The organism is Pseudomonas petrae (assembly GCF_021728295.1).
Lineage (GTDB): Bacteria > Pseudomonadota > Gammaproteobacteria > Pseudomonadales > Pseudomonadaceae > Aquipseudomonas > Aquipseudomonas petrae.
Genome location: NZ_JAKJXE010000003.1, coordinates 269,676 through 281,662 on the forward strand (window position 1 = coordinate 269,676; position 11,987 = coordinate 281,662).

General features: G+C 60.6%; 11 protein-coding genes. 5 read left to right on the forward strand and 6 right to left on the reverse strand.

All coding sequences use genetic code 11. The features are described 5' to 3' along the window. Together L4G42_RS06975 and ggt are read left to right on the forward strand one after the other, a co-directional pair. A complete protein-coding gene (locus L4G42_RS06975; RefSeq protein ID WP_065991092.1) occupies positions 1-252 on the forward strand; it encodes a YfhL family 4Fe-4S dicluster ferredoxin in 252 nt (83 codons plus the stop codon). An 89-nt stretch (positions 253-341) separates the two neighbouring features. Further along, on the forward strand, positions 342-2,075 hold the full coding sequence (ggt, locus tag L4G42_RS06980; protein WP_237252902.1) for a gamma-glutamyltransferase: 1,734 nt from the start codon (positions 342-344) through the stop codon (positions 2,073-2,075). Here the strand turns inward: ggt and L4G42_RS06985 are convergent. The 3 genes from L4G42_RS06985 to L4G42_RS06995 form a co-directional block, all read right to left on the reverse strand. Further along, a complete protein-coding gene (locus L4G42_RS06985) occupies positions 2,057-2,392 on the reverse strand; it encodes a multidrug transporter (RefSeq protein WP_237252894.1) in 336 nt (111 codons plus the stop codon). The genes ggt and L4G42_RS06985 overlap by 19 nt on opposite strands. A 176-nt stretch (positions 2,393-2,568) precedes the next feature. Continuing rightward, positions 2,569-3,381, reverse strand: a complete 813-nt coding sequence (mutM, locus tag L4G42_RS06990; RefSeq protein WP_237252893.1) for a bifunctional DNA-formamidopyrimidine glycosylase/DNA-(apurinic or apyrimidinic site) lyase — start codon at positions 3,379-3,381, stop codon at positions 2,569-2,571. Between the two features lie 38 nt (positions 3,382-3,419). Next, the gene (locus L4G42_RS06995) at positions 3,420-4,232 is read right to left on the reverse strand and encodes an HDOD domain-containing protein (protein WP_237260729.1); all 813 of its coding nucleotides are present in this window, start codon (positions 4,230-4,232) and stop codon (positions 3,420-3,422) included. Between the two features lie 221 nt (positions 4,233-4,453). Here L4G42_RS06995 and L4G42_RS07000 point away from each other — a divergent pair, with 221 nt between their 5' ends. Next, positions 4,454-5,650 carry a class I SAM-dependent rRNA methyltransferase gene (locus tag L4G42_RS07000; RefSeq protein WP_237252892.1) on the forward strand — a complete coding sequence of 399 codons (1,197 nt, stop codon included), beginning with the start codon at positions 4,454-4,456 and terminating at the stop codon, positions 5,648-5,650. Between the two features lie 234 nt (positions 5,651-5,884). Here the strand turns inward: L4G42_RS07000 and L4G42_RS07005 are convergent, their stop codons facing one another. Continuing rightward, positions 5,885-6,343, reverse strand: coding sequence for an REP-associated tyrosine transposase (locus tag L4G42_RS07005; RefSeq protein WP_237252891.1), 459 nt, complete (start codon positions 6,341-6,343; stop codon positions 5,885-5,887). A gap of 510 nt (positions 6,344-6,853) precedes the next feature. Here L4G42_RS07005 and ilvD point away from each other — a divergent pair. Continuing rightward, a complete protein-coding gene (ilvD, locus tag L4G42_RS07010) occupies positions 6,854-8,701 on the forward strand; it encodes a dihydroxy-acid dehydratase (protein WP_237252890.1) in 1,848 nt (615 codons plus the stop codon). A 60-nt stretch (positions 8,702-8,761) separates the two neighbouring features. Here ilvD and L4G42_RS07015 read toward each other — a convergent pair whose 3' ends face one another. After that, positions 8,762-10,069 carry an ABC1 kinase family protein gene (locus tag L4G42_RS07015; RefSeq protein WP_237260678.1) on the reverse strand — a complete coding sequence of 436 codons (1,308 nt, stop codon included), beginning with the start codon at positions 10,067-10,069 and terminating at the stop codon, positions 8,762-8,764. Between the two features lie 8 nt (positions 10,070-10,077). After that, on the reverse strand, positions 10,078-10,542 hold the full coding sequence (locus L4G42_RS07020) for a DUF3429 domain-containing protein (RefSeq protein WP_237252888.1): 465 nt from the start codon (positions 10,540-10,542) through the stop codon (positions 10,078-10,080). Positions 10,543-10,681: 139 nt separating this feature from the next. Between L4G42_RS07020 and L4G42_RS07025 the strand changes: the two genes are divergently transcribed. Beyond that, complete coding sequence (locus tag L4G42_RS07025) at positions 10,682-11,950, forward strand: DASH family cryptochrome (RefSeq protein WP_237252887.1); 1,269 nt, start codon at positions 10,682-10,684, stop codon at positions 11,948-11,950. The last annotated feature ends 37 nt before the right edge of the window (positions 11,951-11,987 follow it).

The following is an 11,987-nucleotide window of genomic DNA, read 5'->3' on the forward strand; positions in this document are numbered from 1 at the left end:
ATGTCCCTGATTATCACCGACGATTGCATCAACTGCGACGTCTGCGAACCCGAGTGCCCGAACGAAGCAATTTCCCAGGGTGAAGAGATCTACGTGATCAATCCCAACCTGTGCACCGAATGCGTCGGCCACTATGACGAGCCACAGTGCCAGCAAGTCTGCCCGGTGGATTGCATCCCGCTGGATGAAAACCACGTCGAGAGCAAGGACGAGCTCATGGCCAAGTACAACCTGATCACCAGCAAGGCATAACCGAACGCATATCCTGTCGGCATACGTGCTTTCGCCGAAGACACTGGCTTGTAACGCCTGTTGAATTGAGCGAGATACGCATGATCTCTATGCTGGAACGGATACCTGTTTTGTCAGGCGCAGTGTTTCTGCTGTGCGTTTTTTCGGCCCAGGCCAGTCCCGATCACCCTGAACAGGCTGCCATCGCCAGCCCGCATCCCATCGCGACGGCCGCCGGTCAGGAAATCCTGGTCGACGGCGGCAACGCATTCGATGCCGCCATTGCCATCAGCGCCACGCTCGCCGTCGTTGAACCTTACGGGTCGGGCCTCGGCGGTGGCGGATTTTTCCTGCTGCGCCAATCCGGCGACCCCGTTCAGTATCAGTTTCTGGACGCGCGGGAAAAGGCGCCGCTCAAATCCAAACCCAAGATGTTCCACCGCAAGGGGATCCTCCAACCGGACCTGTCCCTGAACGGACCACTGGCGGCCGCGATTCCAGGGCTTCCCGCTGCGTTGGTCGAACTCGCCGAACGCTATGGCCGATTGCCGCTTTCGATCTCGCTGGCGCCGGCGATCCGGGTCGCCTACCGCGGCTTCAAAGTGGACAGCGTTTATCGCGAACGCGCCAGTTGGCGGCTCTTTGCGCTACGTAACAACAAAGAAAGCGCGCGCCTGTTCCTGCGCAACAACGATGTGCCAAATCTGGGTGACGTTATCACCCAGCCGGAGCTGGCGCAGACGCTGGAGCGACTTGCCGACAATGGCCGCGCAGGGTTCTACAGCGGCCTGGTGGCGCAGGCGATGGTCAGCGGCGTTCGTCGCGCCGGCGGCATCTGGAATTACCACGATTTTGAAGAGTATGAAGTCATTACGCGCACGCCTATGCGCTTTCAGATGGCCGATCAACGCGAGCTGATCAGCGCACCGCCGCCCTCGGCAGGTGGCATTGCTCTGGCGCAAAGCCTGTTTATGCTGCAACAGCTGCCGTGGCGGGAGTCGGGCAAAATCCAGCGGGCGCACTTTGTGATCGAGGCGCTGCGCCGCGCTTACCGTGATCGGGTGTTGCTGGGGGATCCGGACTTCGTGCCCAACCCCGTAGCTCAACTCCTTTCCACCGACTATTTGCTGCAGCTGACCACCAGCATCGATCCTCACCGCGCTACGCCCAACAACATCCTGCCCCCCGCCCCGCGCTGGCGTGAGGGCGACAACACCAGTCATTTCGCCGTACTGGATAACGAAGGCAACGCCGTGACGGCGACATTGTCGCTGAATCTGCCGTTCGGCTCAGCGTTTACCGTGCCCGGCACCGGAATCATCCTCAACGATGAAATGGACGACTTTGCCATCGACCCCAACGGCCAGGGCAATTCGGCGGTGGCAGCGGGTCACGCCAATGCCATCGAGCCGGGCAAGAGACCGATCTCAAGCATGAGCCCGAGTTTTATCGAAGGCCCGCAATCGCTCGCCGCTTTCGGCACCCCGGGCGGCAGCCGCATCCCCAGCATGGTGCTGCTGTCGATGCTGCAGTACCTGGACGATCAGCCCATTGCCAGCTGGACATCGACCCCGCGCTATCACCACCAATACATGCCGGACGTGGTCGAGTACGAGCCCGGGACATTCACGGAGCAGGAATTGGCTGACCTGCGCGAGCGCGGTTATGCGCCGAAGGAGACGGCAAAGAATTTTGGCAATCAGCAGGTGCTGCTGTGGCACAAGAACAGTGCCCGGGTCGAAGCGGCCAGTGACCCGCGGGGCATGGGCGTTTCGACGACCTTCAAGCCCGATGGCGCGCTGAAGCTGATGCGCGCCTGCGCCGATCAGTCCTGCTTGCCGTAACCGTCGCCGGTGCAACCCAGGCAGCGGACGAATGCGGCCTTGCCCGGATCCACGACCAGCGCCTTGCCGGTGCGGCCAATGCCGCCGCCCGTGGCGGTGAATGGCAGTGCAACCACAAACAACCCGGCGCCAATGATGGTCGCGACGATGAGAATCGGCCGCGCAATCAGCAGGTCGCCGATCATCGCGTAGGCGGGAGGGCTTTCGATTTCGTAGACAGGATCACCACTGCCGGTCGCGTCCTGAGCCAGCGCAGGCGTGAATTGCAAGCCGAAGAACACGGCCAAGGTGGCAGCAAGCATGCGAAACGGGCTCATGGCATGGTCCTTCAGGCAAGGCAGATATGAAGCTATTCACTATAAACAGGGCGCGGGCTTACGCAAGGGGCGGCGTGTCTCATTGACGACATACGCCCTGTAGGAGGTATCGGATAATCCCTGGCGATCGCGCGGCGGTCAGTCATTCCGGCCGACCGCGCTGCTGCTGTCGGGGACTACTTCTGGCACTTCGGGCAGTAAACGCTGGCCCGCTGACCCAGCTTCACTTCTCGCAGCGTGGTCCCGCACACTTTGCACGGCTGCTCGCCGCGTCCGTAAGCGAACAGTTCCTGCTGGAAGTAACCGGGCTGGCCGTCCCCGCCGATGAAATCACGCAGCGTCGTACCGCCCCGCTCGATGGCTGCGGCCAGGATGCGTTTGATTTCAATCGCCAGCTTTATATAGCGCGCCTTGGATACGCTCCCGGCGGCGCGGCGCGGATCAATGCCGGCCGCAAACAACGCTTCGGTCGCATAGATGTTGCCGACGCCCACGACGATCGCGTTGTCCATGATGAACGGCTTGACCGCCATCGCCCGGCCGCGAGACAGCTCGAACAGACGCAGACCGTCAAACACGTCCGTCAGCGGTTCCGGCCCGAGGCGCGCGAGCAATTCATGGTTGAGCGGATCGAGGCTCCAGAGCATGGCGCCGAAACGCCGAGGGTCTGTGTAGCGCAAGGCCAGACCGGACTCGAGTTCGATGTCGACGTGCTCGTGCTTGAGGGGCGGCAGACCGACATCCACCAGACGCAAATTGCCCGACATGCCGAGGTGGCTGATCAAGGTACCGACCTCCGCCTGGATCAACAGGTATTTGGCACGACGCTCGACGGCCACGATTTTTTGCCCCGACAGGCGCACGTCGAGGTCTTCGGGGATTGGCCAGCGCAGGCGACGATCACGCACGATCACCCGGCTGACGCGCTGGCCCACCAGATGCGGCGCGATGCCCCGGCGTGTGGTTTCGACTTCAGGTAATTCAGGCATGCGGCAGCTCGATGAAGGGCAAGATCAGGCGCACAGGGTCAGTGCACGCTCAGCTCACGAATACTTTCTTTGAGGTTTTCGAAGTCGTAGCCGGACAAACCGACGTAGTCGAGCACCAGATGACCAACGCTGTTCCACTCGTGGTCGACGGGCTCGTTGCCCAGGACCCGGTGGGATTCGCAGACATGCTCGGCCATTTTCAAGATGGCCAGCATGTTTTTCAGCGGCGCATTGCGACCCGAGTCGTCCTGAAAAATCGCCAGCGCGTTGTGGTGATTGGCGATTGCGTTGCTGACATGTTCGGGCAAACGCCACGATTTGGCGGTGAAATAACCGACAACGGCATGGTTGGTATTAAGCAGCCTGTTCTCGGTGTCGATCACCCGGCACTCAGCGGTGGCGTTGGAATAAGCTTCTTCGAGCACGCTCATGTAATCGGGGAAGCGCTTGATCATCAACGGCACCCCGCAGTCATGAAACAGGCCCAGCGCGTAGGATTCGTCGACCGTTTGCGAGCCGATGCGCTTGGCGATCGTCAGACTGGTCATTGCGACGTCCTGGGCGGTGTCCCAGAAACGGTTGAGCACGACGATGGTTTCATCACTCATCTCACCCTTGATCGACTGCGCGTTGATCAGGTTGATGACCGAGCGACTGCCGAGCAGATTCACCGCCCGCTGAATCGAAGCGATTTTATTGCTCAGGCCGTAATGGCTGGAGTTGACAATTTTCAGCAGCGCGCCGGAGAGGCCCGGATCCTGCGCGATCAACCGGGCGATCGCACCCAGGTCAGGGTCGGGCATGTACTGCTCCATCTGCAAATCCACCATGATTTGCGGCTGGGGCGGAATGCTGATGCCTTGTAACGCCTGCTGGATCTGCTCGGACGTAAGCTCTTGGGACATAACTTCACACTCGGGGTCAGGCCACGATTCTAACCCCTGGCAGCCATGCGTCGACAACTGGGTGACGATTCAACGGATCCGACGGACAGCCAGACGGTAATCGAGCACGGCGCGCCCGCCAGCAGGCTGACGCGCTATACTCCCGCTCTTTTTTCCGGAGCGACGTCATGTCCCTGCCTAGCTTGCGCCTCAAGCCCAACGCCGATCGCCGCCTGCGCGCCGGTCATTTGTGGGTCTACAGCAACGAAATCGACGTCGCTGCCACCCCGCTCAACGGCTTTGCTCCGGGCGCTCAAGCCATTCTGGAAGCTGCTGGCGGCAAGCCGCTGGGCATTGTCGCGATGAGCCCGCAAAATCTGATCTGCGCACGTTTACTGTCCCGCGACGTCAAGCTGCCACTGGACAAGTCGCTGCTCGTGCATCGCCTTAACGTGTGCCTGTCACTGCGCGAGCGTCTGTTCGACAAGCCGTTCTATCGTCTGGTCTACGGCGACTCCGACCTGTTGCCGGGTCTGGTGGTCGATCGCTTCGGCGATATTCTGGTGGTGCAGCTGGCGTCAGCGGCCATGGAGCAGCTGAAGGACGACGTGCTCGCGGCGCTGATTCAAGTGATCAAGCCAAGCGGCATTCTGCTCAAGAACGACTCCGCCGCGCGCGACGCCGAAGGGCTGAACCGTTACGTTGAAACTGCGTTCGGCCTGGTGCCGGAGTGGGTCGCGCTGGAAGAAAACGGCGTAAAGTTCGAAGCGCCTGTGATGGAAGGCCAGAAGACCGGCTGGTTCTACGACCATCGCATGAACCGCGCGCGCCTGGCGCCGTACGCCAAGGGCAAGCGAGTGCTGGACCTGTTCAGTTACATCGGCGGCTGGGGCATCCAGGCCGGTGCGTTTGGCGCCAGCGAAGTGTTCTGTGTCGACGCGTCGGCTTTTGCGCTGGACGGCGTGGAGCGTAACGCGGCACTGAATGGCTTCGCGGAAAAGGTCACCTGCATCGAAGGCGACGTGTTTGAAGCGCTGAAGGAGCTGAAAGCAGCTGAAGAGCGTTTCGATGTGATCATTGCCGACCCGCCTGCATTCATCAAACGCAAGAAAGACATGAAAAACGGTGAAGGCGCCTACCGCCGCCTGAACGAGCAAGCCATGCGCCTGCTCAGCAAGGACGGCATTCTGGTCAGCGCTTCCTGCTCGATGCACCTGCCGGAAGACGACCTGCAAAACATCCTGCTTACCAGCGCCCGCCATCTGGACCGCAATATCCAGCTGTTGGAACGCGGCGGCCAGGGCCCGGACCACCCGGTCCACCCGGCCATCCCCGAAACGCGCTACATCAAAAGCATCACCTGCCGGTTGTTGCCCAATAGCTGATGTGGCGCCTGGACTGACGCCTTCGCGGGCAAGCGCGCTCCTACACTGACCGCGCAGGCCCGCGACGTTTGCGTTGTCCGCGTTGTCCGCGTTGTCCGCGTTGTCCGCGTTGTCCGCGTTGTCCGCGTTGTCCGCGTTGTCCGCGTTGTCCGCGTTGTCCGCGTTGTCCGGTAGACGATGTGGCCAGCAGTCGACGCGGTCAACTGTAGGAGCGCGCTTGCCCGCGAAAAAATCTCACAGCCACACGGCATCCCAGAGCGGATAATCCCCCACGCGTTTCACCAGCCCGGCCCGCAACGGATTGGCAACGATGTAACGCGCGACGGCTTGCAAATCTTCCTCCCGCCTTACCGCCCGGTCGTGATAACCCTTCTGCCATACCCGAAGCGGTGTGTAACCCGCCCGCATGATCGCCAGCGCGCTGCCGGATTTAACCCGGCGCACCAGCATTCCCAAGGTCCCCTCTCTCAATACTACAAGCCAGTGAAAATGGTCCGGCATGACAACCCACGCCAGAGATTCTGCAATGCCAGCCTGCTGGGCCCGGCGAAACTCCTCGACCACCAGCCGGCCGGTGCGCCAGTTGGCGAACAGAGGTTGTCGGCCATGCACCACAGAGGTCAGAAGATAAATCTGCCCTACTCCCGAATATCGGCCTAGCCGCAAATCAGCGCTTCTTTGTGACATTCGCATTCCTTTGCGCAGTGAGAGGTGTGCGAGATCAGGCTAGTGCACAGGCGATCAGTCCTGCGGCAAACAGATATTCCGGATGTGTCCGCGATGACGCGTTCGCGGGCAAGCGCGCTCCTACAGTGGACCGCATAGATCCGTGATATCAGCGTTGTCCGCGATGTCGTGTATCGCGTCTCATCCGCCATGTACATCGAGGAATGTCGTCGGCAACCGACGCGGTCAACTGTAGGAGCGCGCTTGCCCGCGAAAAGGCCTGAAAGTCACCAGAGCTCCCGAATCAGACCTGAGACCTGACGGCCACCACTTCCCACCATTCCCTCCCGCCCTCACAGGTGTAGAATCAGCGCTATTCATCGCCAGTCACCCCCGGCGGGTTTATGAGCTCAGGCTGGGCGTACGGTGATCCCGTATCGTTCGGTTTCTTCGTTGCATCCGGTCACTGCCTTTTGCACACGACGTCACTAGAAGCTCACTCCCTTCCTCATTCAGCCGATTAGCCGGAGTGTTCCAATGCCTGATTACCGTTCGAAAACGTCCACCCACGGCCGCAACATGGCCGGCGCGCGCGCCTTGTGGCGTGCCACGGGCATGAAGGACGACGATTTCAAAAAGCCGATCATCGCCATCGCCAACTCATTCACCCAGTTCGTGCCGGGCCATGTCCACTTGAAGGACCTGGGTCAGTTGGTGGCGCGAGAGATCGAAAGAGCAGGCGGCGTGGCCAAGGAATTCAACACCATCGCGGTGGATGACGGCATTGCCATGGGCCATGACGGCATGCTGTATTCGCTGCCCAGCCGCGAGATCATCGCCGACTCAGTCGAGTACATGGTCAACGCCCACTGCGCCGATGCCATCGTCTGCATCTCCAACTGCGACAAGATCACCCCCGGCATGCTCATGGCTGCGTTGCGCCTGAACATCCCGGTGATCTTCGTTTCCGGCGGTCCGATGGAAGCCGGCAAGACCAAACTCGCGAGCCACGGCCTGGATTTGGTCGACGCGATGGTCATTGCCGCCGACCCAACCGCATCCGACGAGAAAGTCGCCGAGTACGAGCGCAGCGCTTGCCCGACGTGTGGTTCGTGCTCCGGTATGTTCACCGCCAACTCGATGAACTGCCTGGTTGAAGCCCTGGGGCTTGCGCTGCCGGGTAACGGTTCCACGCTGGCGACTCACTCCGACCGCGAAGCGCTGTTCCTGCAGGCCGGCCGCACCATCGTCGACCTGTGCAAAACCTACTACAAAGACAACGACGACTCGGTGCTGCCGCGCAACATCGCCAACTTCAAGGCGTTTGAAAACGCGATGACCCTCGACATCGCCATGGGCGGTTCGACCAACACCATCCTGCATTTGCTGGCCGCTGCCCAGGAAGCGGAGATTCCGTTCGACCTGCGCGACATCGATCGCCTGTCGCGCCGCGTGCCGCAGTTGTGCAAGGTTGCGCCCAACATCCAGAAATACCACATGGAAGACGTCCACCGCGCCGGCGGCATCTTCAGCATCCTCGGCTCGCTGGCCCGTGGCGGCCTGTTGCACACCGACTTGCCGACCGTGCACAGCAAATCCATGGAAGAAGCCATCGCCAAGTGGGACATCACCCAGACTGACGACGAAGCGGTGCATCACTTCTTCAAAGCCGGCCCTGCCGGTATTCCGACCCAAACGGCTTTCAGCCAGTCGACTCGTTGGGAAACCCTGGACGACGACCGCGAGAACGGCTGCATCCGCAGCGTCGAGCACGCGTACTCGCAAGAAGGCGGCCTGGCCGTGCTGTACGGCAATATCGCAGTGGACGGCTGCGTGGTGAAAACCGCCGGTGTGGACGAGTCGATTCACGTGTTCGAAGGCAACGCCAAGATTTTCGAAAGCCAGGACAGCGCCGTACGCGGCATTCTGGCGGACGAAGTAAAGGCCGGCGACATCGTGATCATCCGTTACGAAGGCCCGAAAGGCGGCCCGGGCATGCAGGAAATGCTGTACCCGACGTCGTACCTGAAATCCAAAGGCCTGGGCAAAGACTGTGCGCTGCTGACTGACGGGCGTTTCTCGGGCGGAACCTCTGGCCTGTCCATCGGCCACGCTTCTCCTGAAGCCGCAGCCGGTGGCGCGATCGGTCTGGTTCGTGACGGCGACAAAGTGCTGATCGACATTCCCAATCGCTCGATCAATCTGATGATCGACGACGCGGAAATGGCCGAACGTCGCGCCGAGCAGGACAAGAAAGGCTGGAAGCCGGTTGAGTCGCGCCCTCGCAAAGTGACCACCGCGCTGAAGGCGTATGCATTGTTGGCCACCAGCGCCGACAAGGGTGCCGTGCGTGACAAGGCGATGCTCGATAAGCTGATGCCGTAAGCATCACCCCGCACTGAAAAACACCCCGCAGGTCGGGGTGTTTTTTTGTCTGCCTGCCGCTTAGAGGAGGTAAGGCTCGAACACGCGTCGAACATCCACCCGGGCCTTCAATTTCGCCGCCACCAGATAAAGCCCGGCGACCTTGCGATGCAGGAACAGCACATCGACCGGTGGTGTGTGCCAGAAATCCCGGTCAGTCCCCAACTGCCATCCGGCATCGCGCAACTGCGAAGCCAGATCGGACGTGCCGAAATCGTAAGCGCCGTTATGCCGCAATGGCTCGCAGGCCTTGATGATCAGGTCGATCAAAACCTGGCGATGGCGCGGCAGGTTTTCACCCTGAAAATAACCCACCTCAAGTGCCTCTTTCGCCAGTGTCGTCCTGTCTGCGCGCAATCCCGCATTGAGTAAACGACGATAGGCCTGGGCGGTGTCCGGTGCATAAAGTCGTGTGGCGCCGAAGTCGAGCAGCACCAACCGGCCGGTATCCTGCTGGTAGCGATAGTTGGCGAAGTTTGGATCGGTCTGCACGCGACCAAACTCGAAAACCTCGCGCAGTAACAGGCCAAACAGCAACGTGATGATTCGGTCACGCACTGGCTGAGAAGCCTGCTCCAGCGACTCCACGGCAACGCCATCGGCAAAAGACATGACCAGAATATTTGATGTGCTCCATTGCCCATGGGCCTTGGGCACCAGAAAGTCGCTACTGTCGGCCAACAACTCACCGAAAGCGCGCAAATGCTCGGCCTCCTGCAGGTAGTCGGCTTCATCCTGCAATTGACGCTTGCCCTCGTCGAGCAACGGTTTCACGTCCATTTCCTTTGGTAGCAGGCCCGACATGCGCAACAACGTCGCAACGTTGTCCACATCACTGGCGATGCTCTCGCGCACGCCGGGATACTGGACCTTGATCGCCAGACGTTGACCGTCCTTGCTGACGGCCTCATGAACCTGACCGATAGACGCGGCCGCCAGCGGTGTGAAGGAGAATCGCTCAAAGCGCGCTTCCCAACCTGTGCCCCAGGCCTCGTTGAGGACCATCACCAATTGGCTCATGGGCATCGGATTCGCTTCAGAGCGCAAACGCGAAAGGACCTGACTAAGTTCTGGCGGCAATAGATCACCGGCATCCATCGACAGCAGCTGACCCACTTTCATGGCGGCACCGCGTAGTTGCGACAACTGCTCGGTTACCCGGTGCACATTGCCTGGCGTCAGCAACAAATCACTGAGCGAGGGCCGCTTACCCTGCGCCCATTGCCGCGCACCGTCAGTCAGCATTGCACCCGCAACGCCCGTGGCCAGGCCGCCGAAGCGCATCAGTCTTGAAAGGCGACCGCCCGGTACGGGCGTAGAACCGGACACCGGCGGTTTCATGAGCCAATGGCTACAGTGATCGCGCCCAGCAGCAGGCAAAGACTGGCGACCAACGTTAAACGCAGACGCATTGGCAAATACCAGGCGGGCAGTGTCGTGGCTTTCACCAGACGCCGGTCCTGCCAGTAGTGCGCGACGAAACCGAAAATCAACAGCAAAAGCCCCAGCGGTGCCGGCAATAACAGAGCAGGCCAGGCGATCAGCGCCGGGATGACACTCCAGATGAACCGCCCGCGACACTGATCGGCATTCAAGCCTTGCAAGGTCATGGCGAACCCCCAATGCAGCGCGCCCACAAAGCTCAGGATCACGGCCCCGTAAGCGACCAGCGCCTGCGTCAAGAAAGGACGGTATTGGACTGAGAACAGGATCAGCAACAGCAGCCCAACGAACGGCAGCAAGCCACCATAACCCAGCAGGCCGACATACCTTGGCGACGAAGACAGCGACAACGCTTTCATTTGAGCCCCTTCAAGTCATTTACTTGAAGGACTATGGCTCAAAAGTGCAATCCTGTTTAGCTTCTCTTCGCACGGAAAAGGGACCACGTCCTGTCACCCACTGATCAAGGCCTTGATCCATAGACGCTGAGACCTTCACATGAATACGTTGATCTATTGGTTCCGTCAGGACCTTCGGCTTGCCGACAACCCTGCGTTCACTCAGGCGTGCGACCAGGCTCACCTGTTGCTGCCGGTGTATTGCGCCTCGCCGCAGACGTCAACGCCGTGGGGCTTTCCACGAAAGGGACCTCACTGCCAATCCATAGAAAGCGCAGCGGTGAACGCCCTGGCCAACCAGTTGACGGCCAAGGGCAGCGCACTGCTGCAAATGGAAGGTGATCCCGTTGAACAATTGATCGCGCTCGCGCGGCGGCTGGGCGTCGAAAAAATCGTCTGCGAACGCATCGCAGCCCCTGAGGAGGAGGCACAGGTTGAAGCGCTGCGCGCCGACGGTCTTCAGGTCGAAGATCACTGGCAGTCCAGCCTGCTCACACTCGACTCGCTGCCGATGCACGTCGAGCAACTGCCGGACGTATTCAGCAGCTTCCGCCGCTCGGTGGAAAAAGCTCGCACGCCCTCGCGCACCGTGCTGGACGCACCGGCAGCCCTACCTGAATTGCCAGACGGCATAACCGCCCAGCCCACACCGTGCATCAAATCGCCCGATCTTGATCCACGCTCGGCCTTTCCTTATCAAAAGCCTGCATTCGATGGCAGCGAGCAATCGGCGCTCCAGCATCTGCATCAGTATTTCGACCGGCAACTGGCGAATAGCTACAAGGCGACCCGCAACAACCTGAGCGCGGTAGACGACTCGACCAAGTTCTCACCCTGGCTTGCGCTGGGTTCACTGTCAGCACCGCAGATTGATCAGGCGCTGAAGGCTTTCGAAGCCGAACACGGCGCCAACGACAGCACGTACTGGATCTATTTCGAGTTGCTGTGGCGCGATTACTTTCGCTTGTTGCACCTGAAATACGGTCGCCTCCTGTACCGCGCCAGTGGCCTGAAAGGTGGCAGCGAACCGGGCCACAACCCACAGGGTTTTGCGCGCTGGTGTCGGGGTGAAACCGGGGAAGCATTGATAGACGCTGGCATGCGGGAATTGGCAGCGACCGGCTATTTGTCCAACCGAATGCGCCAGATCGTCGCCAGTTACCTGATCTTCGATCTCAAGGGCGACTGGCGCGCCGGGGCCGCGTGGTTCGAGGCGCAGCTGGTGGATTACGATGTCTACAGCAATCAGGGCAACTGGCTGTACATCGCCGGCTACGGAACGGACCCGAGGGGCGGTCGGCGCTTCAATACCGCGAAACAGGCCGACGAGCATGACGCCGACGGCGCGTATCGCAGGTTATGGGCCTGACAGTGCGCGGCGCGGCAATCGCCGCGCCGCGCGATGA